A 25,030-nucleotide genomic window follows, 5' to 3' on the forward strand; every position below is an offset into this window, starting at 1 on the left:
ACCCCGGCTGGCGCCGGCGCGACCCGAACAACCCCCATCGCAACGTGCCTGTCTCTGTCATCTCCAGCGCGAGCCCGACCGTCGTTGTCCGCATCACCGTCTCGCCACGCTCCCGCCTATGCGCTGAAGACGAAGACGAATCAGACGCATCTCGCACGAACACGGTCGCTGCTACCGTCCATGCTCGCGACATGGGGGAGAGCCCGGGAGAACGCTCGCGCGCCATCAGCCCTACGCGCACTACGGCCCACGGCCAACCCGCGCCCCGTTCATGCGGGCGAGATGTGATCGGCTCTACCGACCGTGGCGCCCGTCGCATCAGTCACCGAGCGCTGCGCGCCGATCACGCCTCCGCCGCGGACGTCGTTGTGGTCCGGCCCACTCCCGGGCTCGTCTTCGCGTCCGATAGCGGTACATGACGGGGCGGATCACCACTCTGAAGCCGTCCACTCCTTCGATCACGCGAACTCCGTTCGTCACGCATCTCCAGCGCTCACGATGCGAGAGGTTTCCCGCCTGAGCGACGTCCGGAGATCATGGGGGAGAGGCGAGATATCCACTGCCGCCTTCGCCGGGCCATCCGATTCGGCCTCGGGCGGACCACGTGTCCCGAAAGAGATGTGCGCCGGATTGGTCGGCGCACTTCACGTGGATCCTCTCCTGTCCGCAGTCCGGACGCAGGCCTTCGGAGGCGGTGCGGCGCCGCCCGGCGTCATTGCCAGATGACTCCCGAGCGAGTCGCTCAAAGCCAGGCCACGCCCATCGGTCCGGCGAGATCGCACCCTCTCGCCGCCGGCGCGCGCAGTGCGTCACCGAGGTCAAGATGTCCGTCCACGCTCGACCCCGCGGACCTCGCCCAACACCGTTTCACGTGGAACACGGATGCCAACGCTCGAGCGCCAAGCCGGCAACAGAGACCACAACGCACCACGCGCAGGGTTCGCGCCGACACCCCTGCGATCTAACTGACTACCTCGCAAGGGTCTTCGTGGTCGCGTAAGCCACGACCAACTTGTCAGACAAGCCTTCCACACTCTATCGCGGTCGCCTTCGCGCTCAAGTGAAGGACGCAGATCACCGCGCCACGCCCGTCGGACGAGCGCACACGCGCCGTCCATAAGCGCCCCGTGTCCCAGAATCACCCGCACGATCGATGAGTTCTCCGCCGGTCGCAGCTCGCTCGGCCGCGCGCTGATTCCGGTCGACCGGCACGCGGCATCCGCCCCTGTCTCTGCGAGCCCCGCACGAGAACAGTGCCACCGAAGCCTCACCCGAAACCGCGAGATAGGCACCACAACCGCTGACGTCAATCAGGAAGGGGTACGCCGCAAGTCGGCGGGATGAGGGAGATCGTCAGCGCGACACCGTCGCCACGAAAACGCGCGTCGGCTCGTCCAACTGCCCCTCACCGACGACCTCGACGCGCACATCGGTCAGTCCAAAGCGGCGCACCTGCTTCGCGGCCGCGTCGATCTCGGCCGCGACGTTCGCCCCCTTCAGGAGCACCAGCCGACCACCCGGACGAACCAGGGGAGCGGTGAAGGAGAGCAGCGTGCGCAGCGCACTCACCGCACGCGCGGTGACGACGTCGAACGAACGCCCACCGGTCCACTCTTCGCCGCGCATGCGAGCGACCGTGACGTTCGAGAGCCCGAGACTCTCCGCCTGCTCGGTCAACCAGATCGTCCGGCGCTCCATCGGCTCGATGAGCGTCCAATGAACGTCCGGGCGCGCGATCGCGAGGACGATCCCCGGCAGACCGGCCCCCGACCCGATGTCCGCTGCTTGACCTTCGAAGAAGGGCGCCGCGACAGCACTGTTGAGGATGTGACGAGTCCACAAGCGCGGAACCTCGAGCGGACCGATCAGACCGCGTTCCTCGCCATGCTGCGCGAGAGCCTCGGTGAAACGCCGAGCGAGGCCGAGACGATCACCGAAGATCTCCGCGGCGACCGCGGGCTCCGCCTCCAGCTCCAACGGCATCCCGGGTCCTCAGCTGCGACGCAGAACGGTGTGACGGTCCGCGCCCTCACCGAAGGATTCGGACACGCAGCCGCGCTGAGCCGCGATGTCGTGGACGAGCTTGCGCTCGTAGCTCGACATCGCGGGAAGGGACGCTTGCGACGCACCCTCGTCCAGGCGCTCGATCGCCCGGTCGACGAGGTTCTCGAGTTGACGCTGGCGCGCGTCGCGCGAGCCGCCCACGTCGAGGATCAGTCGCGAGAAGCGACCGGTCGCGTTCTGCACGGCGAGACGCGTGAGTTCTTGGAGGGCCTGAACCGTGTCGGGGTGCGACAGCGACGACAGCGCGCTCGCATCGTCCGCCTCCACGGACACGTAAGCCCGCCCGGCACGCACGTCGAGGGCGAGATCACCATCGATGTCGGCGATGTCGAGCAGTCCCTCGAGGTAGTCGGCGGCGATGTCGCCCTCCTGCTCGAGCTGCTCTTCGGTGGCGGCGTTCTGGTCGGTCGAGATCTGCTCGGACGTCGTCATGATGTCTCCGGGTCGTCAGGAGGAAGGGTCGGATGCGGCGGAACCGGATGCCGGGCGCGCGGGGGAGCCGCCGGGTTTGGTGCCGCCCTGCTGCTTCTTGGCACGCTGCTTGCCGACCGGCTGCTGCCGCTTGGGCTGCGCTGCACGGGCGCGCTCAGCCTCTTCGAGGAGACGCTGCTGCTCGGCGCGGTACTTCTCGATCGGGACGACCTTGCCGCTCGAATCGATCGCCTTGCCCTTGCGCGCGAGGCGCTCTTCGCGGGCCTTGGCCGCGTCCGATCCGGGGGTCGGCATCTCGCGGATGACGACGAACTGCTGGACCATCGTCCACAGGTTGCTGACGAACCAGTAGATGACGACACCGAGCGGGAAGAAGACGCCCGAGAAGATGAACGCCAGCGGAAGGATGTAGAGCATCACCTTCTGCATCTGGTACGCCTGGCCGGTCTTCGCCTCGGGGGAGAGGTTCTTCGAGATGATCTGCAGCTGCGTGAAGAACTGCGACGCGATCATCAGCACCACCAGCGTGAGCAGGATCGCCACGGTGACCTGGCCGTCGGGCTGGCTCCACGCCGTCACAAGGTTCACGTGCATGGATGCCACGTCGAACAGACGCGCGTCGTAGAACTCGGTCGTGAGCTCGGGGGTGAGCAGACCCACACCACCGACGCCGCTCGCGGCGTGCTTCGACACGTCGTTCAGCACGCTGAACAGGGCGAAGAAGATCGGCATCTGCACCAGGAGCGGGAGGCAGCTCGAGACCGGTGTCGTGCCGTGCTTCTTGTACAGAGCCATGGTCTCGCGGCTCATCGCCTCGCGAGACAGCTGGTCGCGCTTGCCCTTGTACTTCTCCTGCACCTTGCGCAGTTCCGGAGCGATCTCCATCATCTTGCGCTGGCTCTTGATCTGCTTCACGAAGAGCGGGATCAGGGCGGCACGCACGATGAGCACGAGACCCACGATCGAGAGCACCCAGGTGAGGCCCGCGGCCGGCGCCATGCCCAACGCCGTGAACAGCGCGTGCCAGCCCACCAGCACGAGCTCGACCATCCATTTCAACGGCCAGAGGATGGTCCCAATGAGATCGAATTGCACGATCAGTCCTTCCGGGAGGGCACGACGAATCCGTGCGGAGTGAGTTCGTGACGGAAGGCGCGGTGAGGACGGACATCGTCGATGCCTCCCTGAGCCCAGGGATGACAGCGTGCGAGGCGGGCCGCGGTCAGCGCGACACCCTTGACGAGTCCGTGCTGCTGCACGGCGCCTACCGAATAGGCAGAACAGGACGGGTAGTACTTGCAGACGTCGCCATAGACGTGCGAGATCGTCGCGCGATACGCGTGCAACAGGGCCAGTCCCGCGTTCCGGGGGAGGAGCGGGATGGATGCCACCACCGCGGACAGCTCGAAGTGGGCGGTCCCGGTGGACGAGGTGGGGAGGGTCGAGGCGCTCATACGAAGGCCTTCCGCTGCAAGCAACGAAGGACGTCGGACCGGAGCGACGCGTAGTCGGCGGTCGCTGAAGAGGGGAGAGCCCGGATCACGACCGAGGCGCCCCCGCGGACAGACGGGAGCGCCTCGGCGCACACCGCCTTCAGGCGGCGGCGGACGGTGTTGCGGGTGACCGCGGATCCGACCTGCTTGCTCACGATGAAACCGAAACGGGCGGGGCCGTCTTCGTCCACGCTGCCGACGTACGTCACGGCATGGGTTCCGGCGCACCGAGTGCCCCGGCGGACAGTGGCTTTATAGTCCGATCCGCGGGTGAGTCGGTTCGGCTTCGCGAGCACTAGGTGGGTCAGGCCGAGAGTTCGGTGCGGCCCTTGGCACGACGGGCCGCGAGGATGCCGCGGCCGGCGCGCGTGCGCATGCGGGCGCGGAAGCCGTGCTTCTTGGCGCGGCGACGGTTGTTGGGCTGGAAAGTGCGCTTGCTCATGGGTCACTCCGGAGGTGGTGTCGCCCGATGCTCTTCTGCCGGGGACGTGGGTCGGGACTGCCGTATAGGCATAAGTCAACCGACTAAGGCTACGTCGCGCGCGCCCTTAACTCAAACCGAGAAACCGACCGCCCATTATCCCCAGTCGTTGTCCACAGGCGTGGCAAAGACACGCGACAGCGTTCTACAGTGGATTTTGCTCCGGATGAGCCGCGAACTAGCGTGGCCCCGGAAGTTATCCACAGGTTCGACGCGACTCCGTCGGTCTGCCCGCGCGCCGAGATCCCGGAGGGGACATGTCATTGCACGAAGTACCGGATGTTCCCGTCTGGTCCGCCGTGCTCGACCACCTCCTCGAGGATGAGCGCGTCACGCCGCAGCTCCACGGCTTCCTCAACCTCGCCGTTCCTCAGGGCGTCATGGGCGGCACGCTGTATCTCGACGTCCCCAACGATCTGACCGCCGCGCAGATGAACAAGCGCATGCGTGCACCCATCCTCGAGGCGCTGACCCAGGTTCAGGGATCAGACCCCGAAGTGAACGGGTTCCGCGTGGTGGTCAACCCCGACCTGATCGATTCGCCGCGGCCCGCTCCCGCCGACGACCGCCCCGCGCCGGCCCCCGCCGCTCATTCACTCATCCCCGAGCAGGCGCCGGAACCGATCGTGCCGGCATCCCGCAGCGACACCCGGCTCAACCCGAAGTACACGTTCGACAACTTCGTCATCGGCCAGTCCAATCGGTTCGCCCACGCAGCGGCCGTCGCCGTGGCCGAAGCGCCGGCGAAGGCCTACAACCCGCTCTTCATCTACGGGGACTCGGGGCTGGGCAAGACCCACCTTCTCCACGCGATCGGCGACTACGCCGCGAGCATGTACGCCGGCATCCGCGTCCGATACGTCTCGAGCGAAGAGTTCACGAACGACTTCATCAACTCGATCGCGAACAACCGCGGCTCGGCGTTCCAGGCCCGATATCGCGACGTCGACATCCTTCTGATCGACGACATCCAGTTCCTCCAGGGGCGTGCCGAGACGCAGGAAGCCTTCTTCCACACGTTCAACACCCTGCACGACCACGACAAGCAGGTCGTCATCACGAGCGACCTGCCCCCGAAGCAGCTCACGGGCTTCGAGGACCGCATGCGGAGTCGCTTCGAGTGGGGCCTCATCACCGATGTGCAGGCGCCCGACCTCGAGACCCGCATCGCGATCCTCCGCAAGAAAGCGCAGAGCGAACGTCTCCTCATTCCCGACGACGTCCTCGAGTACATCGCCACGGTGGTGTCATCCAACATCCGCGAGCTCGAGGGTGCTCTCATCCGTGTCTCCGCGTTCGCGAGCCTGAACCGGTCGACCCTCGACATGTCGCTCGCGCAGACGGTGCTCCGCGACATCATCGATCAGGACGACGCCAATGTCGTCTCACCGACCGACATCATCACGGCGACTGCGCAGTACTTCAAGCTCTCGGTCGACGACCTCTACGGTTCGAGCCGATCACAGGCCGTCGCCACCGCCCGGCAGATCGCGATGTATCTCTGCCGTGAGCGCACGAGCCTGTCACTGCCCAAGATCGGACAGCTCTTCGGCAACCGCGACCACACGACCGTCATGTACGCCTACAAGAAGATCAGCGACCTCATGAAGGAGCGTCGATCCATCTTCAACCAGGTGTCGGAGATCACGAGCCAACTCGGACGTATGCGCTGAGAGCTCGTCTCCCGCACCGGGCCCGTCCGCATCCGCGGTCGGGCCTTTCGTCTTTTTCGGCCGGGAGAACCCGTCACAACCTCTTCCGCGGAGACTTTTCGGCAGGTTCTACACAGTGTGGAAAACCTGTGGATAACTCAAAATCTCTGCGGATGACTTGTGTACGACGCGCCCTAACCTGTGGACGACAGGCGCACCCCCGCCGAGCGCCGTCGTGTTAACTGCGCAGACTCTCCGCAACGCCTCCACAGGTCACAGTCGTGTCGTTCCCTTCTGTTAACAGGGATCCATCGAGTTATCCACACTCTCCACAGCTGTTAACAAGATGAAAGATCCCCTTTGAGTTAAGAGAGATTCGATGACCTTGTGGTGCGAGGGCACGCACATCGGGGGCGCCTCGGTCGGGGACTAGCATGGGTAAGCCATACCCGCCGTCAAGGGAGCGTCCGTGAAGTTCCACGTCAATCGCGATGTGTTCAGCGAAGCCGTCTCGTTCGTGGTCAAGCTCCTGCCTCAGCGCAATCCGCAGCCGATCCTCGCGGGTGTGCTCATCGAGGCCGGCGATCAGGGACTCACGCTCGCCGCGTTCGACTACGAAGCGTCCGCGCGTACGACGATCGAGGCGACGGTCGACGAGCCCGGCACGATCCTCGTCCACGGTCGTCTCCTCAGCGACATCGCCAGCCGCCTGCCGAACGCACCCATCCAGATCGCTGTCGACGACGACGGTGGCATCCTGCTCACGTGCGGGTCGGCGCGGTTCACCCTCGCCTCGATGCCCGTCCAGGAGTACCCCGCGATCCCCGAGGTCACGGGTGAGTCGGGTCTGGTCCCCGCGGACGAGTTCGCCACCGCTATCGCGCAGGTGGCCTTCGCGGCATCCCGCGACGACGTCACCCCGGTCCTCACCGGTGTCCAGCTCGAGGTGAGCGGGACACGGCTCAGCCTCGTCGCCACCGACCGCTACCGCGTCGCGCTGCGCGAGATCCCGTGGGACGGCGGGCAGGCGGCATCCGACGAGACGACGTCGGCGCTGGTGCCCGCGCGCACCCTGCAGGAGGTCGGCAAGACCTTCGCGCACGGCGGTGACATCTCCATCGCCTTCTCGGGGTCCGGTGACCGCGAGATCATCGCGTTCACGGCCGCGAACAAGACCGTGACGTCGCTGCTCATCAAGGGGAACTTCCCCCCGGTGCGCCGGCTCTTCCCCGAGCAGACCGAGCACCACAGCGTCGTCAACACCGCCGAGCTGGCCGAAGCCGTCCGTCGCGTGGCGCTCGTCCTCGACCGCTCCGCTCCGCTGCGTTTCACCTTCGGCGCCGACGGTGTGTCGATGGACGCGTCGGGCACCGAGCAGGCGCGCGCCACCGAGACAGTGGATGCCACGCTGGTCGGCGACGAGGTCACGCTCGGCCTCAACCCGCAGTACCTGCTCGAATCGCTCGGCGCGGTGCGCAGCGAGTTCACGCGCATCACGTTCACCTCGAGCGACAACGCGAACAAGCTGAGTCCCGTGCTGGTCACCCCGCAGACCTCGGTCGACAAGGGCGGCGAGGGCACGTTCAAGTACCTGCTCCAGCCGAACCTGCTGCTGCGCTGAGCCGGCCCCGGGCCGATCCTCGGGCTGATCCTCGGGCTTCGGTGTCGGAGGCGGCGGGTAGTCTGACTCGGTGATCGTGGAGCAGCTGGGACTGAGGGATTTCCGCAATTACGCGGAAGTCGACGTCTCGCTCGCCACGGGCGCCAACGTCTTCGTCGGGCGGAACGGCCAGGGGAAGACGAATCTCGTCGAGGCGGTCGCCTATCTCGCCACACTCGGTTCTCACCGCGTGTCCAGTGACGCGCCGATGGTGAAGGACGGGGCGGATGCCGCGATCGTCCGCGCGCGTCTCGCTCACGGAGAGCGCAACGTCCTCCTCGAACTGCAGCTCAATCGCCAGGGCTCCAATCGCGCGCGTGTGAACGGCGTGAACGTCCGCACCGCCGAGTTGCCGCGCTATGCGCAGGTGATCCTCTTCGCGCCCGAAGATCTTCAGATCGTCCGCGGTGACCCGTCCGCACGCCGGCGCTTCGCCGACCAGCTCATCGTGCAGCGGAGCCCCCGCATGGCCGCTGTCGTCGCCGACTACGACAGGGTCCTGCGTCAGCGCACCGCTCTGCTGAAGTCCGCTCGGGCGCGAGGAGTGCGCGGCGACGCCCTCGGCACGCTCGACGTGTGGGACGACAAGCTGGTCACCCTCGGGACCGAGCTCATCGAGGCGCGCCTGGCGCTGGCATCCGATCTGTCCGAACCCGTCGCACGCGCCTACGCGGCGATCGCGGGCGCCGACCACGAACCGCGCCTCGAGTGGGCACTCTCCGTCGGTGGCGGCGATCCCGAAGAGGGCGAGGCGGCCACCCCCGCGTCGGCCGGGCCTCTCGCCGACCAGTTCCGCGCCGCCCTCGCCGCTCGCCGCTCCGCCGAGCTCGAGCGGGGGCTGACACTGGTCGGTCCGCACCGCGACGATCTGGTGCTGCGTGTCCGCAACCTGCCCGTGAAGGGCTACGCCTCGCACGGAGAGTCCTGGTCGGTCGCGCTCGCTCTGCGCCTCGCCTCGGCCGAGATCCTGCGCGCGGAGTCACGTCTCGGAGACCCCGTCCTGATCCTCGATGATGTTTTCGCAGAGCTCGACGCCGGACGCCGCGCGCGCCTCGCCGAGCTCGTCGGCGGATATGAGCAGGTGATCGTCACCTCCGCGGTCGAAGAGGACGTCCCCGACGGCCTCCGCGCCCACGTGGTTCGAGTGGAGGCGGGTCGGATCGTGAGTGACGACGATGAGTGACGAGACCGAACTGCCCGAGACGATGGCGACCTACCTCCGCCTTCGTGGCCTCGAACCCTCGCCCTACCGCAAGAAGAGGCGTCGTCGGCGGACCGACGACGACGAGAACGCCCCTTTCACCCCCGGCCGCGACCCGCGCGGGCTCGGGGACGTGCTCTCGACGCTGACGCAGTCGGCGGGGTGGGAGCCGCAGCTTGCACGCGAGGATCTGGTTCGCACCTGGCACGACGTCGCCGGCGCCGACACGGCCGCGCACACCCGCCCGGTCGCTCTGGACGCCGGCACACTCACTGTCCAGGCCGACTCCACCGCGTGGGCGAAGCAGCTCCAGCTCATGCGCGCGCAGATCCTGTCGGAGATCCTGCGTCGCTTCCCCGAGGCGGGTGTCGAGGCGATCCGGTTCGTGGGGCCGGACGTCCCCTCCTGGAAATGGGGGCCCAGAGCCGTTCCAGGCCGCGGCCCGCGCGATACCTACGGCTAGGCCATGGTCGATCCCGCCTCGACCCGATTTATCCCCGCGTAGGGGCGTACACGCCATTTCTGCAGGTCGCGCGCGATAGGATGGAAGCTCCGAGAACCGATCTGGAGCGCGCGTACCCATGACGTCCGAAAACCCCGACAGCGTTTCCGAGGAACCCGAAGCACCCTCCACCAAGGTTCCCAACGAGTACGGGGCCGACGCCATCCAGGTGCTCGAAGGTCTCGAGGCGGTGCGCAAGCGCCCCGGCATGTACATCGGCTCCACCGGCGAGCGGGGCCTGCACCACCTCGTCCAAGAGATCGTCGACAACTCCGTCGACGAGGCCCTGGCCGGGTACTGCGACACGATCGAGGTCACGATCCTCAGCGACGGCGCTGTCCGCGTCGTCGACAACGGCCGCGGTATCCCCGTCGACATGCACCGCACCGAGGGCAAGTCGACGGTCGAGGTCGTGCTCACGGTCCTGCACGCCGGCGGAAAGTTCGGCGGTGGCGGATACGCCGTGTCCGGCGGTCTGCACGGCGTCGGCTCATCGGTCGTGAACGCGCTGTCGACCCGCCTCGAGGTCGAGGTCAAGCGGCAGGGGCACGTGTGGCGCCAGTCGTTCCGCGACGGCGGGCACCCTCTCGCTCCGCTCGAGAAGGGCGAAGAGAGCGACCAGACCGGGACGACGATCACGTTCTGGCCCGATGCCACGATCTTCGACACCATCGACTTCGACTACGACACCCTCCGCACGCGTTTCCAGCAGATGGCGTTCCTCAACAAGGGTCTGCGCATCAGCCTCCGCGACGAGCGTCCGCAGTCGGTGGTCGTCGAGGGCGAGCCGGGCGAAGAGGTCACCGAGGCGCGGAACGACTCGTTCCTCTACGAGCGCGGTCTCGTCGACTACGTCGAGCACCTCAACCGTGTGCGCAAGGCCGATGTCGTCAACGACGAGATCATCGAGGTCGAGTCGGAAGACACCGAGCGCCACATCGCGCTCGAGCTCGCGATGCAGTGGACCACCGCGTACACCGAGAACGTGTTCACGTACGCGAACACGATCAACACGCACGAGGGCGGCACCCACGAAGAGGGCTTCCGCGCCGCGCTGACCACGCTGGTCAACCGCTATGCCCGCGCGAACAACCTGCTCAAAGAGAAGGACGACAACCTCACCGGCGACGACATCCGCGAGGGACTCACCGCCGTCATCTCGGTGAAGCTGTCGGAGCCGCAGTTCGAAGGCCAGACCAAGACGAAACTCGGGAACACCGAGGCGCGTGCCTTCGTGCAGAAGGTCGTCGGCGACAAGCTCGGCGACTGGTTCGACCGCAACCCGGGCCAGGCGAAGAACATCATCCGCAAGGCGATCGATGCCGCGACCGCACGTCTGGCCGCGCGCAAGGCGCGCGAGACCGCTCGCCGCAAGAGCGTGTTCGAGTCGGCCGCGATGCCCGACAAGCTCAAGGACTGCACCTCGAAGGACCCCTCGATCAGCGAGATCTTCCTCGTCGAGGGTGACTCCGCCGGCGGTTCGGCCGTGCAGGGCCGCGACCCGCACACGCAGGCGATCCTGGCGCTGCGCGGCAAGATCCTCAACGTCGAGCGCGCGCGTCTCGACCGCGCACTGGGCAACAAAGAGGTCCAGGCGATGATCCAGGCTTTCGGCACGGGCATCGGCGAAGACTTCGACATGGCCAAGGCGCGGTACCACAAGATCGTGCTCATGGCCGATGCCGACGTCGACGGCCAGCACATCACCACGCTGCTTCTGACCCTGCTGTTCCGCTACATGCGCGGACTCATCGAGGCCGGTTTCGTCTATCTCGCCCAGCCGCCCCTCTACCGCCTGAAGTGGTCCAACCACCCCCACGAGTACGCCTACAGCGACCGTGAGCGCGACGCGATGCTCGTCGACGGCCAGGCCGCCGGTCGCCGTATCCCCAAGGACAACGGCATCCAGCGCTACAAGGGTCTCGGTGAGATGAACGACCACGAGCTCTGGGAGACCACGATGGACCCCGAGACGCGCACCCTGAAGCAGGTGACGATCGACGACGCCGCGGCCGCCGACGAGATCTTCTCCGTGCTCATGGGTGAAGACGTCGAGTCGCGTCGCAGCTTCATCCAGCGCAACGCCAAAGACGTCCGCTTCCTCGACATCTGATCTCTCGCCCGCGCGACCCCGCACGGAACCTCACGACGACGATCGACGACGTACTACGAAACTGAGAAGACATGGCTGACGACATCACGCCCGAGCCCGACGACGTCCGGTCGGAACCCGCGCACAACCACGGCAGGATCGACCAGGTCGACCTCCAGCTCGAGATGCAGCGGAGCTACCTCGACTACGCGATGAGCGTCATCGTCGGCCGCGCACTGCCGCGTGTCGAGGACGGTCTCAAGCCGGTCCACCGCCGCGTGATCTACGGCATGTACGACGGCGGCTTCCGCCCCGACAAGTCGTTCTCGAAGTGCGCCCGTGTCGTCGGCGAGGTGATGGGGCACTACCACCCCCACGGTGACGCGCCGATCTACGACGCCCTCGTCCGGCTCGTGCAGCCCTGGTCGCTGCGGTACCCCCTGGCGCTGGGGCAGGGCAACTTCGGCTCCCCGGGCAACCAGGGAGCGGCTGCCCCTCGCTACACCGAGACGAAGATGTCGCAGCTCGCGCTCGAGATGGTGCGCGACATCGAAGAAGAGACCGTCGACTTCGAGGACAACTACGACGGTCAGACGCAGGAGCCCGTCGTCCTGCCGTCGCGCTTCCCGAACCTGCTCGTCAACGGCTCGGTCGGTATCGCGGTCGGTATGGCCACGAACATCCCGCCGCACAACCTCCGCGAGGTCTCCGCCGGCGCGCTGTGGGCTCTCGAGAACCCGGATGCCACCCGCGAGGAGCTGCTCGAAGCGCTCATGGAGCGCATCCCGGGGCCCGACTTCCCGACCGCCGCGCAGATCCTCGGAACCCGAGGAATCAAGGACGCCTACCGCACCGGTCGCGGTTCGATCACAATGCGCGCCGTCGTCAACATCGAGGAGATCCAGGGCCGTACGTGCCTCGTGATCACCGAGCTGCCGTACCAGGTGAACCCCGACAACGTCGCGGTCAAGATCGGCGACCTCGCTCGCGAGGGCAAGATCACCGGCATCGCCGACATCCGCGACGAGACCTCGGGTCGCACGGGCCAGCGCCTCGTCGTCGTCCTCAAGCGCGACGCGGTCGCCAAGGTCGTGCTGAACAACCTCTACAAGCACACCCAGCTGCAGGAGAACTTCGGCGCGAACATGCTGGCGATCGTCGACGGGGTGCCCCGCACCCTGTCGCTCGACGGCTTCATCAGCCACTGGATCGACCACCAGCTCGACGTCATCGTGCGCCGGACGCGGTACCGCCTCCGCAAGGCCGAAGAGCGCATGCACATCCTGCGCGGCTACCTGAAGGCGCTCGACGCCCTCGACGAGGTGATCGCGCTCATCCGCCGGTCTCCGACGGCTCAGGATGCCAACGAGGGACTGCAGAAGCTCCTCGACATCGACGACATCCAGGCGCAGGCCATCCTCGACATGCAGCTGCGTCGTCTGGCAGCGCTCGAACGGCAGAAGATCGTCGACGAGGCGACCGAGCTCGAGGCCCGCATCGCGGACTTCAACGACATCCTCGCGACCCCTGCCCGCCAGCGCACGATCATCCGTGACGAGCTGACCGGGATCGTCGACCGCTTCGGCGACGACCGTCGCACGCAGATCCTGCACGGCTTCGACGGCGACGTGTCGATCGAAGACCTGATCGCCGAAGAAGAGATGGTCATCACCGTCACGCGCGACGGCTACATCAAGCGCACGCGCAGCGACAACTACCGGTCGCAGCATCGCGGCGGCAAGGGCGTGAAGGGTGCGCAGCTGCGCGCCGACGACGTCGTCGAGCACTTCTTCGTCACCACGACGCACCACTGGCTGCTGTTCTTCACGAACAAGGGCCGCGTCTATCGGTCGAAGGCCTACGAGGTCCCGGAGGCGGGACGGGATGCCAAGGGCCAGCATGTGGCGAACCTCCTCGCCCTGCAGCCCGACGAAGAGATCGCGCAGATCCTCGACATCCGCGACTACAGCGTCGCCACCTACCTGGTGCTGGCGACCCGCAACGGTCTGGTGAAGAAGACGCGCCTCGACGAGTACGACACCAACCGGCAGGGCGGTGTCATCGCGATCAAGCTCCGCGGCCAGGTGGCCGAGGAGGGCGACGACACCGAGCCTGGCGCGGCCGATGAACTGGTGAGCGCCCTGCTGGTCGACGAGGGCGACGACATCCTCCTCATCAGTCGGCTGGGCATGTCGCTGCGCTTCTCCGCGACCGACAGTGCGCTGCGCCCGATGGGTCGGTCGACGTCGGGCGTGAAGGGCATGGACTTCCGCGAGGGCGACAGCCTGCTCTCGGCATCCGTCGCCAAGGACGACGAGTACGTCTTCGTCGTGACCGAGGGCGGCTACGCCAAGCGCACCGCGGTGACCGAGTATCGCATGCAGAACCGCGGCGGTCTGGGCATCAAGGTGGCCCGTCTGACCGACGATCGGGGCGTCCTCGCGGGCGGAATGATGGTCTCCGAGGGTGACGAGGTCCTTGTGGTTCTTGCCAGCGGCAAGGTGGTACGCTCTGCCGTGGCCGAGGTGCCCGCCAAGGGACGTGACACGATGGGTGTCGTGTTCGCCCGAGCTGGAGGCGACGATCGCATCATCGCGATCGCTCGAAACGCCGAACGCAACTTGGCAGAGACGACGGAGACGACCACGGAGCCCGCCGCAGCCCCTGCGGACGAGGCCGACGCCTCCGCTCCCGAGACCCCCGAGGAAAGTACTGACGCATGAGCACGGTAGCCGACAAGCTCGCTAAGAAGTCGACTCACAAGACCCCCGCCAAGCAGGTGCGCCTGCGCCTGGTCTACATCGACTTCTGGTCGGCGGTGAAACTGTCGTTCCTGGCCGCCGTGGCGGTCGCGATCGTGACCGTGGTCTCGTACTTCCTCATCTACCTCGTCGTCAGCGCCACGGGCCTCATCACGAAGCTGGACGAGTTCTTCACGAGCTTCACCGACGGCGGCGCCACACTCTCGCAGTACGTCGGGCTCCCCCAGGTGATGGCGTTCGCGGCGATCGTCGCGATCCTCAACCTGGTCGTCATCACGGTTCTCGGCGCCGTCGTCGCCGGAATCTACAACCTGGCGGTCAAGGTCACCGGCGGTCTCCTGGTCGGCTTCACCTCGAACTGAGGCCGATTCGGAAAAACCTCGGGATTCCGGTAAAGTCTTCGAGGTTGACGACATCACGTCGTCGCAACGGGGCTATAGCTCAGGCGGTTAGAGCGCTTCACTGATAATGAAGAGGTCCCAGGTTCAAGTCCTGGTAGCCCCACCCCATCCCCACGGGGCCTTAGCTCAGTTGGTAGAGCGCCTGCTTTGCAAGCAGGATGTCGGGAGTTCGAATCTCCCAGGCTCCACATCTTCTTCATCCCGGCTCCGGCCGATGCGGGTCTCTTCACGGCCCGCGTCGCACGCCGCCGCTGTCGCGCCGCTATGGTGTCGCAATGGACATGCGAGTCGCCGCCTATGCCATCGTCACCGGCTCGAGCGACCGTTTGCTGCTGGCGCACTGGGTCGAGGGCCGTCGGGCGGCGTGGACGCTCCCCGGAGGCGGTCTCGAGGCCGGGGAGGACCCCGAGCGCGCGGTCCGGCGCGAGGTGCGGGAGGAGACGGGCTACCGTGTGGTGGTCGATGAGCTTCTCGGCATCCACTCCCGAGTGATACCTGCGTCCGGGCGGCTGTCAGCGGATGCCGACGGGCCGCTTCACACACTGCGAATCGTCTACCGCGCCCATGTGGTCGGAGGGCGTCTCCGCCATGAGGTCGGAGGATCCACGGACCGCGCAGAGTGGTTCTCGTTGCCGACGGTCCGCAAGCTCCGCCGTGTCCAGCTCGTGGACATCGCCCTCCGCATGGCGAAGATCTCGCCGCGCGGGACGGAGGAGTCGGCTCTTATGCCCGAGGCGCGGTGATATCGGCGACCGTCGCGTCGTAAGCGTCGATGAGGTCGTCGGCCTCGACGAAGAGGCTGTAGCCGTGTGCGCCGGCTCCCATGGCGATGCGCTGCCCGACGATGCTCTCGTCGGCGTAGACCGGCCAGTCGTTCGTGCTGCCGATGGGAACGATCGTCCCGCGTTCGTACCCGGTCGCCGCCAGCGCGAGCTCGGGTTCGGGCAGGCGCAGCTTGTTGACCCCGACGACGGCGCGGAGCTTGGGCCATGAGATCGCCCGATCACCGGGCACGAGCGCGAAGAGATACGTGTCGTCGGATCGCTTGACCACGAGCGTCTTCACAATGGCCGCGGAGGGGATGCCGAGGAGTTCGGCCGCCTCGTCCAGGCTCGACGCCGCCGGACGCTCCCGGATATCGACGGAGAGGCCGCGCTCACGCGCGGCCTCTCGGACTCTGATGGTGGGGTCGCTCACGCGTCCGGTGCACGCAGCGGGTCGTCGGCCACCCACAGCTCGTCGTCGGCACGAAGTGTCTGCCACGCGGCGTAGGCCACACCGGCCGCCGCGACGACGCCGAGGATGATGGCGATGACGCCGCCGGCGCCGATGCCGTCGTTCTGGTGAGGAAGCTTCTTGGCGAGGTTCTTCGACGCCTTCTTGCCGTACTTCTCGGCACGCTTCGCGTACTTGTGGGCGTCGAGCTCGAAGCCCTGGCCCTTCGCGAGACGGTCACGCGTGTCTCCCGCGGCATCCCACACCGACATCGCCCCGCCGACGACCGCACCGGCCGCCGGAATGAGCTTGTTGCTGAGGAAGCGGTTGCTGTACTTCACGCTCTTGTCGACGTAGGGCGCGGCGTACTTGTTGTAGCCGTCTTGGACGGCGGGGACGAGGTCTTCGCGGCTGAAGCGACCGAGCTGGTGGCCGGCTTCGCGAGCCACCTTTCCGCTCTCGCCCAGCAGCACCTGCTGCGACTCCCACACCTTCGCGGCGTGCTTCTGGAGCTTGCGCAGTTCCTTCTTGCTCTTGCGGCTGAGGCCCACGGCTCATCCTCCCTATCGATGGGATGTACGTTGCTTCATCTTGCCAGACCGGGCGGCGCCCACCACGGACCCTTGCAGATAACTCTGAGAGAATGTACCCATGGCTACTCACACCGCCGTCGCGACCTTGCACACCAACCACGGCGACATCGTGGTCAACCTGTTCGGCGACCACGCTCCCCGTACCGTCCGCAACTTCATCGGCCTGTCCGATGGAACGCAGGAATGGACCAACCCCGCCACCGGCGCCAAGGGCGAGGGTCCGCTCTACAAGGACGTCATCTTCCACCGCATCATCCCGAACTTCATGATCCAGGGCGGTGACCCGCTCGGTCAGGGCATCGGCGGTCCCGGCTACAACTTCAACGACGAGATCCACCCCGAGCTCGACTTCACCGCTCCGTACAAGCTGGCCATGGCCAACGCGGGTCTGCGCCGCAACGCCATCACCGGCCAGCCGGAGGGCACCAACGGCTCGCAGTTCTTCATCACCACCGACCCGACGCCGTGGCTGCAGGGCAAGCACACCATCTTCGGTGAGGTGGCCGACGACGCGTCGAAGGCCGTCGTCGACGCCATCGCCGCTGTCCCCACCGGTGCCCAGGATCGACCGAAGGCAGACGTCGTGTTGCACTCGGTCGACGTCGTCGCCGTCTGACCCTCGAGGCGGCGGCGGGTGTCTACGACCGACGATTTCCGTCGTAACAGCGACAACTTCTGTTACCGGCATCCGGATCGGCAGAGCTTCGTGCTCTGCCAGCGATGCCTGCGTACGGTCTGTTCGGAATGTCGCACCCCCGCCGCCGTCGGCGTGATCTGCCCCGAGTGCATGGCTCAGCAGCGCGCCGCGGAGACCCCCGCCCAGAAGAAGGCGGAACGACGCTGGGCCTCGCGTCGCCCGGCGGTCGTGGTCGCCTCGGGTCGACCGCTCGCCACGCTGACGATCATCGCGGTCACAGGCCTCGTCTACATCATCGGGATCATCCCCGGTCTCGGGTCGATCCTGAGCAACGCGCTCATGTTCTACGGCCCGTACCTCGTGCCGCAGTTCGGTGCCTTCGAGCCGTGGCGGCTGTTCACCGTCTCGCTCGTGCACTCCGGTTTCTTCCACATCGCGCTGAACATGCTCGCGCTGTGGTTCATCGGTCGAAACCTCGAACCGCTCCTCGGGCGGTGGCGGTTCGTCGTGCTCTACGCCCTCGGCACCCTCGGCGGATCCGTCGCCGTGGCTCTGCTCGCGCCGCTGACTCCGGTTGTCGGCGCCTCGGGCGCGATCTTCGCCCTCTTCGGCGCGCTGCTCGTCATCGGGCGCCACATCGGCGCCGACATCCGCGTGATCGCCGTGCTGATCGGCATCAACTTCGCGTGGCCGTTCGTCGTCGCGCTCATCACCTCGATCGGCACGGGCGACTTCATCTCCGCACTGAACGGCGTCGGGATCTCGTGGCAGGCGCACCTGGGCGGGTTGATCACCGGGGCGGCCGTGGGCTTCGTCTACGCGCGGACGCGTCTCGCGCGGCAGAGAGCGTTGCAGATCGGGCTGCTGGTCGGGGTGGGCGCGGTGCTTCTCGCGCTGCTCGTGATCCCCGTCGTCGTGTACTACTGAGAGTTATCCACAGGCTCATCCACAGGTGGGGATGAATTACACGCGTGTAAGTCGGGTGAAAATCAGCGCCAGCGCGTGGTCATCAGGAAGCCGACGAAGGCGATTCCGAAGCCGATGACGAGGTTCCACGGGCCGATGCCGGGAATGGGGAACTGCGAGTTGCTGAGGTAGAACACCAGAACCCAGACCAGGCCCACCAGCATGAGACCGATCATGATGGGCAGGAACCACACAGGGTTCGGTGCCGACGCGCCTTCGTTGCGCTCGGCGATCGGGTCGTCGCCGTTTCCAGTTCGAGCCATGCGGCCCAGTCTAATGCTCAGGTGCTGCGCGACCCACGGAACTAGAATCGCCTGGTGCACACCGCATCCTCTCCGCAGACGCGCCGCGACGCTCGCCGTAGCACTCGCCGGCGTCCCGCTCCGCGGCGCCGGGTGTCGGTCATCGGTGTCTTCGGTGACCTGCTGTTGACCGCGGGCGTGCTCGTGCTTCTGTTCGTCGCCTGGCAGCTCTGGATCGGCGACGCGATCATCGGTGCCCAGTACAAGAACGAAGCCAGCTCGTTGACCGACAAGTGGGCGACCGAAACACCCGCCCCCGCGCCCTCGCCCACCGCTTCGTCCTCCGGAGCGCCCGCCCCGACGGAGCCGGCCACCGCCGAGCCCCCCGCTCTGCCCCAGCCCGGCGACGGCGAGGTCTTCGGCGTGTTGCGCATCCCGCGTCTGGGATCGGATTACCAGTTCAAGCTGGCGGGCGGGGTGAGCTCGTCGGTCACGCTCGATCCGATCGGCGTGGGGCACTACCCCGACAACGCGATGCCGGGTCAGGTCGGCAACTTCGCCATCGCGGGACACCGCGGCAGCCATGGCGCCCCGTTCGCCGATCTGCCCTCCCTCCACATCGGCGACGCCATCGTCGTCGAGACCCCGGACGGCTGGTACACCTACCGCTACCGCAACCTCGAGTACGTGCAGCCCGATGGCGTCGGCGTGCTGCTCCCGGTCCCGCAGGCGGCTCAGGTCGAGGCGACGGATCGGTTGATCACGATGACCACGTGCAGCCCGCGGTACGGATTCTCGGAGCGTGCCATCGGCTACGGCGTCTTCGAATCGTTCACGCCCCGCGCCAACGGCGCCCCTGCTTCGCTGACCTCTGGAGCCGCCTGATGTACGGAGCCCTCTGGCGTGTGCTTCCCGGACCCTGGTGGGTGCGGGTGCTCATCCTTCTCGTCCTCGCTGCCGCGGTGCTCTACGGACTCTTCTACTACGTCTTCCCCTGGGTGAGTGACATGGTCTACCCGCAGGAGGTCACGGTCGAGTGAGTCGGTGGCGCGTGGTCGTCGTCGACAACCGCGACAGCTTCGTCCACACCCTCGCCGGGTACCTGAGCGATCTCGGCGCGACCGTCGAGACGCTTCCCTCGAACGACCCGACGCTGCTTCACGCGGTCACCACACGCGCCGAGGCCGTCGTCATCTCACCCGGGCCCGGTCACCCCGATCAGGCGGGCGGATCGATCGAGGTCGTCCGCGCTGCACACGACGCAATGCTTCCGCTTCTCGGCGTCTGCCTCGGCCATCAGGCGATCGCGGTCGCGTTCGGGGCCCGCGTCGACCACGCCCCCGAGCTCCTGCACGGGATCACGAGTCGCATCCGCCACGACGGACGCGGTGTGTTCGCCGATCTGCCCGACGGGTTCGCAGCGACGCGCTACCACTCGCTCGCCGTGTCGGACGGAACGCTCCCCGCTGAGCTCGAGGTCACCGCGCGCACCGACAGCGGGGTGATCATGGGCGTCCGCCACCGGTTCGCACCGATCGTCGGTGTCCAGTTCCACCCCGAGAGCGTGCTGACCGAGGGGGGTCACCGGCTTCTCGGCAGATGGATGGACGATGCCGGATGCCTCGGCGCCGCCGTGCGCGGCGCGACCCTTCATCCGCGCCGAGTCAGGAGCCGGAGCAGGACGTGAGCGTGATCTCGCTGTGGACCGGCACCTCGCCGGGGGCCAGCGACTGCGTCTTGACCGTGGGGCTCGGGACCGAGGCCGGACAGCTGGAATCCTCTTCGACCTTGACCGTCAGCTGCATCGCATCGGACTCGAGCTCGCGCTTGGCGGCATCCACGGTGTATCCCGTGTAGTCGACGATCACGACCTGGCCGCTGGCGACGATCAGGTTCACGGTCGTGTTCTTGGCGAGCTGCGATCCCGCTTCCACGTTCGTGACCGCACCGCCGCTCGCGACACTCGCGGAGATCACGGTGCTCGCAGCGAGAGCCGGGTCGTTCTGTCGCCGGACCGAACCGACGGAGAGCCCCGCCTGCTGCAGCGCGGTGCGCGCGGCCTCTTCGCTCATCCCCGAGAGGGTGGGCATGGTGGCGAGGTCTGGCCCGCTCGAGACGTAGAGCACGACCTCCTGGCCCTCCGCGACGGACGTGTCGGCAGCAGGCGTCGTCCGTGTGACGTTTCCGGCGGCGATCTTGTCGCTCGGCTCGTCGACGCGCTTGGCGACGAGGTCTTCTCCCTCGAGCGCCTCGACGGCCCGGTCGTACGACATATCGACGACGTTCGGCACGGCTCGGCCGGCGGACGGAACGTTGTTCGAGGGCTGGATCTGCATCACCCAGAACAGCACGGCGACGAGGAGAACGGCGAGAACCGTGACGCCAGCCCAGATCCAGGCGACGGGAGGGCCCGGCTGCGTCCGGCGCATCGTCGTGTCGGTGCTGAGCTGACGCAGCGATCGTGCGGTCTCGGCGGCCTGCCGAGGGTTGGGGCCGTAGAGCTCGTTCGACAGGGCCGACATCTGACGCTTTGTCGGACCTCTGCCGTCCACGGTGGCATCCAGAGCTTCCCGGAAGCTCGCCGCATCCTGCGGACGCTGGAACGGATCCTTCGCGAGGGCACGGAGCACGATGGCATCCAGAGCCGTCGACACGGATTCGTTGATCTCGCTGGGCGGCACCGGGGCTTCGCTGACGTGCTGGTACGCGACGGCCACGGGTGTCTCACCGCGGAACGGCGGTCGGCCGGTCAGCAGCTCGTAGAGGACGACGCCCGTCGAGTACAGGTCGGCTCGCGCGTCGACCGACTCGCCCTTCGCCTGTTCCGGAGAGAAGTAGGCGGCGGTGCCGACGATCGCCGTCGTCTCGGCCACGGTCGACGAGGAGTCCGACACCGCGCGCGCGATGCCGAAGTCCATGACCTTCACGCCGCCGGATTCGGTGATCATCACGTTGCCGGGCTTGATGTCGCGGTGCACGACGCCGGCGCGGTGAGAGTACTCGAGAGCCTCGAGGATGCCGTCGACGTACCGCAGTGCGTCGTCGGTGGGGACGGGGCCGGCCGAGATGATGTCCTTGAGCAGGCGCCCGTGGACGAGTTCCATGACGATGTACGGAACGGGACGTTCCTGGCCGTCCGGGCCCGTCTCGACGTCTTCGCCCGCGTCGAACACCCGCACGATCGTGGGGTGAGCCATCCGCGACGCGGCCTGCGCCTCGAGGCGGAAACGCGTCCGGAAGGCCGCATCGCCGGCGAGATCGGCCTTGAGGACCTTGATCGCGACGGTCCGCCCGAGCGTCTGGTCGTAGCCGCGGTAGACGCTCGCCATGCCGCCACGACCGATGAGGTCGTCAACGCGGTAGCGTCCGGACAGGACGCGCGTCTCAGTGGTCACGAAGGAACTCCAGGGGTGATGCGTGTGCGAAAGGGTCAGTTCTTGGGCGACGCGGAGGTCGTCGGCGACGGACCACCGGAGATCGTGGCGGATGCCTCACCCGAGGGGCCGGCGGTCCGATCGGTGCCCGAGCAGCTGACCGTGTAGGTCACCCGGAGAGTCGATCCGGGAGAGTTGCTCACCACCAGCTCGGCATTGCGCTCGTCCGGGGAGAACGACGCCGTTGACGAGCCGTTGGTGGCGAAGGTCCCCTGCTCGGCGGTGAAGTTGTACGACGTGACGTTGCCCGTGCCCGAGGGGCAGGTGTACTGCTGCCACGAGACCTGCACCGTGGCACCGGCCGCGACCGACGAGGGCAGCGTCGGCGTTCCCGGCTGGCTGAGGGGCGTCTCTTCGCCGTAGACCGTCACCGTGATGTTGGTGCCCGCGGGGTTCCGACCGGTGGGGTCGACCTTGTAGACCGTGCCGATCTCGTCGGCGTTGGTCGCCGCGTTACCGGTGGCACAGGTGGCCGCGAGGTTGCTGTCGCGCAGGATCGCGCGCGCCTCGTCGCACGTGCGGCCGAGCAGGTCGAGCGAGTCGACGTCGACCAGGGTCTGCGAGGGGGAGGACGACGGCGAGGGCGTCGACGCGCTCGGCACCGGCGTGGCCGCTGTCGGAGCCGTGCTCGACGTGGCCGCGTCGGGCTCGTTCTGGTTGGTCAGCAGGGCCGCGAGCGTTCCTCCGAGGACGAGCACGAGCAGCACGATCAGCGCGATGAGCGGCCACGTGAGCCGGCTCCGCTTCCTCTTCTGCGGCACGGTCTCTTCGGTGTGCTCCTCGGTGAGAAGCGACGTCGCTGCCGGGGTCGGCATGAGGCGCGTGGCCGCGCTCGTCTGCCCGGGCGACAGGAGCTGCGTGACATCGTCGGCGACGGCGGCACCCGCGGCGATCGCGGGGACCGCGGCCGCGGCGGCGGTGAGGTCTCCCCGGCGCAGGGCCGTAGCGGCGCGTGAGACGGCGGCAGCCGAGGCGGGCCGGTCGTCGGGCTTCTTGGCGATCATGGCCATGACGAGGTTCTGCACCGGAACCGCCACGGTGGGCGGGAGCGGCGCAGGCTGCTCGTTGATCTGGGCCATCGCGATCGCGACCTGCGACTCGCCCGTGAAGGGGCGCTTGCCCGCCAGGCACTCGTACGCGACGATGCCGAGCGAGTAGATGTCGGTCGCCGGAGACGCCGGGTGTCCGGACGCCTGCTCGGGCGACAGGTACTGCACGGTGCCCATGACCTGACCGGTCGCGGTCAGCGGGACCTGGTCGGCGATGCGCGCGATGCCGAAGTCGGTGATCTTGACGCGGCCGTCGGGCGTGATCAGCAGGTTGCCCGGCTTGATGTCGCGGTGCACGAGACCGGCGGCATGCGCGGCCTGCAGCGCGGCGGCGGTCTGCGCGACGATGTCGAGCGTCTTGTCTGTCGACAACGAGCCCTCGCGCTCGAGGATCGTCGACAGGGCCTCGCCGGGGACGAGCTCCATGACGAGGAAGGCGCTGCCGTCTTCCTCGCCGTAGTCGAACACGCTCGCGATGCCCTCGTGGTTCACCAGGGCTGCGTGACGGGCTTCGGCGCGGAAACGCTCGAGGAACCCGGGGTCGCCCATGTATTCGTCTTTGAGGATCTTGATGGCGACGGTGCGTCCGATGACGTGATCGGTCGCTTCCCACACCTCACCCATACCGCCGATCGCAATACGCGAATCGAGCTCGTACCGTCCTCCGAAGGTCACTCCCTGCGTCGGTCTCATTTACCCAGCACCGCCTCCATGACCTTCTTCGCTATCGGGGCGGCGATATCGTTGCCGCTCCCGCTCTGCCCCTGGCCCCCGCCGTTCTCGACCACCACTGCGACGGCGACCTTGGGGTCGTCGGCCGGAGCAAAACCCGTGAACCAGAGAGTGAACGGACGTGTCGATCCGTTCTCCGCGGTGCCGGTCTTACCGGCGACCTGGACCCCGTCTATTCTTGCATTCGACGCCGCGCCGTCCTGGACGTTCGCCGTCATCATCGAAACCATCTCCGCCGCGAGATTCGCGTCCAGTGCGCGACCGAACTCGCTGTCGGCGCGTTCATCGGTCACCGACAGGTCGGACTCGATCACCCGGTCGACCATCCGCGGGTTCATCACCACTCCGCCGTTCGCGATCCCGGCCGACACCATCGCCATCTGCAGCGGTGTCGCGGTCACCTGTCCCTGACCGAATCCGCTGAGCGCCGTCTGCGCGGCGTCGAGGCCGGAGGGGTAGCTGGACGCGGTCGAGGTCAGCGGCATCGAGAACTGCTTGTTGAAGCCGTACTTCTCGGCCTCGGCCTTGATCGCGTCATCGCCGAGCTCGACGGCCAGCTCGGCCATCGGGATGTTGCAGCTCAACCGCAGGGCCGTGGCGATCGTGACGGTGTCGCCGCCGCCGCACGTGCCGCCGCCGGCGTTGCGTACGACGCTGCTCGACTGCGGCAACGTGTACTCGGCCACGTTGGGGAAGCTCGAGTCGGGAGTGTACTTTCCGGATGCCAACGCCGCCGACGCCACGACCAGCTTGAACGTCGACCCCGGAGGGTTGAGGTTGCCGGCGATGGCGCGGTTGTCCATCGGCTGCGACGGATCGGCGACCAGTTGGTCGTAGGTCGAGTCGACGGCATCCGTGTCGTGAGACGCGAGCGCGTTCGTGTCGAAACTCGGCGTCGAGACCATGGCCAGGATGCGACCGGTCGAGGGCTCCATCGCGACGACAGCACCCTGCAGACCGCCGAGGGCGTCCCACGCGGCGCGCTGAACGTTGGCGTCGAGCGACAGCTCCACGTTGGCACCCCGGGGCGCCTGACCCGTGATCGCGCGGTTGATGCGCGAGAAGAACTCGTTCTCTCCCGATCCGCTGAGCACCGAGTTCTCGGCATCCTCGATCTGCGTGCGCGAGTCGAGCACCGGGTTGACGTACCCGGTCACGGGAGCCCACATCTGCGCGTCGGTGTACTGGCGCTGCCAGCTGTAGACGTCGTCCGACGGCACCGACTGCGCGATCGGGCTTCCGCTCGCGATGATCGAGCCGCGCTGGATCTCGTAGGAGTCGTAGAGGGCGCGAGTGTTGCCGGGGGCATCGGTGAGATTGCCCGCCTGGGCGACCTGGATGATGCTCGTCGAGGCGAACAGGGCGAGGAACATCGCCAGCATGACGATGCTGAGGCGTCGGAGTTCTTTGGTCACGGTGCCT

General features: G+C 67.2%; 25 protein-coding genes and 2 tRNA genes. 15 read left to right on the forward strand and 12 right to left on the reverse strand.

Annotation, left to right across the window (positions count from 1 at the left end):
* Positions 1-1,353: 1,353 nt before the first annotated feature.
* Genes rsmG through rpmH form a run of 6 tightly spaced genes read right to left on the reverse strand, consistent with a single transcriptional unit; the run spans position 1,354 to position 4,431 of the window.
* Positions 1,354-1,983, reverse strand: a complete 630-nt coding sequence (gene rsmG, locus ACMW4R_RS03220; RefSeq protein WP_058596202.1) for a 16S rRNA (guanine(527)-N(7))-methyltransferase RsmG — start codon at positions 1,981-1,983, stop codon at positions 1,354-1,356.
* Between the two features lie 9 nt (positions 1,984-1,992).
* A complete protein-coding gene (locus tag ACMW4R_RS03225; protein ID WP_193751220.1) occupies positions 1,993-2,496 on the reverse strand; it encodes a protein jag in 504 nt (167 codons plus the stop codon).
* A gap of 15 nt (positions 2,497-2,511) precedes the next feature.
* Positions 2,512-3,591 carry a membrane protein insertase YidC gene (gene yidC, locus ACMW4R_RS03230; protein WP_193751221.1) on the reverse strand — a complete coding sequence of 360 codons (1,080 nt, stop codon included), beginning with the start codon at positions 3,589-3,591 and terminating at the stop codon, positions 2,512-2,514.
* 2 nt (positions 3,592-3,593) lie between these two features.
* Positions 3,594-3,950, reverse strand: a complete 357-nt coding sequence (yidD, locus tag ACMW4R_RS03235) for a membrane protein insertion efficiency factor YidD (protein ID WP_058596199.1) — start codon at positions 3,948-3,950, stop codon at positions 3,594-3,596.
* Positions 3,947-4,285, reverse strand: a complete 339-nt coding sequence (gene rnpA / locus ACMW4R_RS03240; protein ID WP_058596198.1) for a ribonuclease P protein component — start codon at positions 4,283-4,285, stop codon at positions 3,947-3,949. Before rnpA ends, yidD begins: the two co-directional genes overlap by 4 nt.
* An 8-nt stretch (positions 4,286-4,293) precedes the next feature.
* Positions 4,294-4,431 (reverse strand): 50S ribosomal protein L34, encoded by a 138-nt coding sequence (rpmH, locus tag ACMW4R_RS03245; protein WP_013584598.1) that lies wholly within the window; start codon positions 4,429-4,431, stop codon positions 4,294-4,296.
* Between the two features lie 296 nt (positions 4,432-4,727).
* Here rpmH and dnaA point away from each other — a divergent pair, with 296 nt between their 5' ends.
* From dnaA to ACMW4R_RS03295, 10 genes are all read left to right on the forward strand, one after another.
* Positions 4,728-6,143 (forward strand): chromosomal replication initiator protein DnaA, encoded by a 1,416-nt coding sequence (dnaA, locus tag ACMW4R_RS03250; RefSeq protein ID WP_058596197.1) that lies wholly within the window; start codon positions 4,728-4,730, stop codon positions 6,141-6,143.
* A gap of 448 nt (positions 6,144-6,591) precedes the next feature.
* Positions 6,592-7,743 carry a DNA polymerase III subunit beta gene (gene dnaN / locus ACMW4R_RS03255; protein WP_058596196.1) on the forward strand — a complete coding sequence of 384 codons (1,152 nt, stop codon included), beginning with the start codon at positions 6,592-6,594 and terminating at the stop codon, positions 7,741-7,743.
* A 70-nt stretch (positions 7,744-7,813) separates the two neighbouring features.
* Positions 7,814-8,965, forward strand: a complete 1,152-nt coding sequence (gene recF / locus ACMW4R_RS03260) for a DNA replication/repair protein RecF (protein WP_058627690.1) — start codon at positions 7,814-7,816, stop codon at positions 8,963-8,965.
* The gene (locus tag ACMW4R_RS03265; protein WP_058596224.1) at positions 8,958-9,446 is read left to right on the forward strand and encodes a DUF721 domain-containing protein; all 489 of its coding nucleotides are present in this window, start codon (positions 8,958-8,960) and stop codon (positions 9,444-9,446) included. The genes recF and ACMW4R_RS03265 overlap by 8 nt, the downstream gene beginning before the upstream one ends.
* A gap of 118 nt (positions 9,447-9,564) precedes the next feature.
* Complete coding sequence (gene gyrB / locus ACMW4R_RS03270) at positions 9,565-11,598, forward strand: DNA topoisomerase (ATP-hydrolyzing) subunit B (RefSeq protein WP_058596194.1); 2,034 nt, start codon at positions 9,565-9,567, stop codon at positions 11,596-11,598.
* 71 nt (positions 11,599-11,669) lie between these two features.
* Positions 11,670-14,300: a DNA gyrase subunit A gene (gene gyrA, locus ACMW4R_RS03275; protein WP_058596193.1), complete on the forward strand. Its 2,631-nt coding sequence runs from the start codon at positions 11,670-11,672 to the stop codon at positions 14,298-14,300.
* Positions 14,297-14,701, forward strand: coding sequence for a DUF3566 domain-containing protein (locus ACMW4R_RS03280; RefSeq protein WP_058596192.1), 405 nt, complete (start codon positions 14,297-14,299; stop codon positions 14,699-14,701). Before gyrA ends, ACMW4R_RS03280 begins: the two co-directional genes overlap by 4 nt.
* A 68-nt stretch (positions 14,702-14,769) precedes the next feature.
* Positions 14,770-14,843: transfer RNA gene (locus tag ACMW4R_RS03285), tRNA-Ile, on the forward strand.
* Positions 14,844-14,855: 12 nt separating this feature from the next.
* Positions 14,856-14,928, forward strand: a tRNA-Ala gene (locus tag ACMW4R_RS03290).
* Between the two features lie 87 nt (positions 14,929-15,015).
* Positions 15,016-15,483 (forward strand): NUDIX hydrolase, encoded by a 468-nt coding sequence (locus ACMW4R_RS03295; RefSeq protein ID WP_058596191.1) that lies wholly within the window; start codon positions 15,016-15,018, stop codon positions 15,481-15,483.
* Here ACMW4R_RS03295 and ACMW4R_RS03300 read toward each other — a convergent pair.
* Both ACMW4R_RS03300 and ACMW4R_RS03305 read right to left on the reverse strand, forming a co-directional pair.
* Positions 15,464-15,937 carry an aminoacyl-tRNA deacylase gene (locus ACMW4R_RS03300; RefSeq protein WP_058627687.1) on the reverse strand — a complete coding sequence of 158 codons (474 nt, stop codon included), beginning with the start codon at positions 15,935-15,937 and terminating at the stop codon, positions 15,464-15,466. The genes ACMW4R_RS03295 and ACMW4R_RS03300 overlap by 20 nt on opposite strands.
* Positions 15,934-16,506, reverse strand: coding sequence for a hypothetical protein (locus ACMW4R_RS03305; RefSeq protein WP_058596189.1), 573 nt, complete (start codon positions 16,504-16,506; stop codon positions 15,934-15,936). Before ACMW4R_RS03305 ends, ACMW4R_RS03300 begins: the two co-directional genes overlap by 4 nt.
* Positions 16,507-16,606: 100 nt before the next feature.
* Here ACMW4R_RS03305 and ACMW4R_RS03310 point away from each other — a divergent pair, with 100 nt between their 5' ends.
* Both ACMW4R_RS03310 and ACMW4R_RS03315 read left to right on the forward strand, forming a co-directional pair.
* The gene (locus ACMW4R_RS03310; RefSeq protein WP_058613747.1) at positions 16,607-17,164 is read left to right on the forward strand and encodes a peptidylprolyl isomerase; all 558 of its coding nucleotides are present in this window, start codon (positions 16,607-16,609) and stop codon (positions 17,162-17,164) included.
* A gap of 18 nt (positions 17,165-17,182) precedes the next feature.
* Positions 17,183-18,112, forward strand: a complete 930-nt coding sequence (locus ACMW4R_RS03315) for a rhomboid family intramembrane serine protease (RefSeq protein WP_058596187.1) — start codon at positions 17,183-17,185, stop codon at positions 18,110-18,112.
* Positions 18,113-18,174: 62 nt separating this feature from the next.
* On the opposite strand, the gene ACMW4R_RS03320 is transcribed toward ACMW4R_RS03315, so the two are convergent.
* Entirely contained in the window at positions 18,175-18,414 is a 240-nt protein-coding gene (locus ACMW4R_RS03320; RefSeq protein WP_058596186.1) for a cell division protein CrgA, read from the reverse strand.
* 54 nt (positions 18,415-18,468) lie between these two features.
* On the opposite strand from ACMW4R_RS03320, the gene ACMW4R_RS03325 reads away from it, so the two are divergent.
* The 3 genes from ACMW4R_RS03325 to ACMW4R_RS03335 are packed head-to-tail and all read left to right on the forward strand — an operon-like array spanning position 18,469 to position 20,080.
* Positions 18,469-19,278: a class E sortase gene (locus ACMW4R_RS03325; protein WP_418299140.1), complete on the forward strand. Its 810-nt coding sequence runs from the start codon at positions 18,469-18,471 to the stop codon at positions 19,276-19,278.
* Positions 19,278-19,433 (forward strand): hypothetical protein, encoded by a 156-nt coding sequence (locus tag ACMW4R_RS03330; RefSeq protein ID WP_193751324.1) that lies wholly within the window; start codon positions 19,278-19,280, stop codon positions 19,431-19,433. The genes ACMW4R_RS03325 and ACMW4R_RS03330 overlap by 1 nt, the downstream gene beginning before the upstream one ends.
* Positions 19,430-20,080: an anthranilate synthase component II gene (locus tag ACMW4R_RS03335; protein WP_418299141.1), complete on the forward strand. Its 651-nt coding sequence runs from the start codon at positions 19,430-19,432 to the stop codon at positions 20,078-20,080. Before ACMW4R_RS03330 ends, ACMW4R_RS03335 begins: the two co-directional genes overlap by 4 nt.
* Here the strand turns inward: ACMW4R_RS03335 and pknB are convergent.
* The 3 genes from pknB to ACMW4R_RS03350 are packed head-to-tail and all read right to left on the reverse strand — an operon-like array spanning position 20,058 to position 25,023.
* Positions 20,058-21,788: a Stk1 family PASTA domain-containing Ser/Thr kinase gene (pknB, locus tag ACMW4R_RS03340; RefSeq protein WP_058614461.1), complete on the reverse strand. Its 1,731-nt coding sequence runs from the start codon at positions 21,786-21,788 to the stop codon at positions 20,058-20,060. The two genes, ACMW4R_RS03335 and pknB, sit on opposite strands and share 23 nt — an antisense overlap.
* A 35-nt stretch (positions 21,789-21,823) precedes the next feature.
* Positions 21,824-23,569 (reverse strand): protein kinase domain-containing protein, encoded by a 1,746-nt coding sequence (locus ACMW4R_RS03345; protein WP_418299142.1) that lies wholly within the window; start codon positions 23,567-23,569, stop codon positions 21,824-21,826.
* Positions 23,566-25,023, reverse strand: coding sequence for a peptidoglycan D,D-transpeptidase FtsI family protein (locus ACMW4R_RS03350; RefSeq protein WP_058596753.1), 1,458 nt, complete (start codon positions 25,021-25,023; stop codon positions 23,566-23,568). Before ACMW4R_RS03350 ends, ACMW4R_RS03345 begins: the two co-directional genes overlap by 4 nt.
* Between the last annotated feature and the right edge of the window lie 7 nt (positions 25,024-25,030).

The organism is Microbacterium sp. S1037 (genome assembly GCF_048381605.1).
Classification (GTDB): Bacteria; Actinomycetota; Actinomycetes; order Actinomycetales; family Microbacteriaceae; genus Microbacterium; species Microbacterium testaceum_B.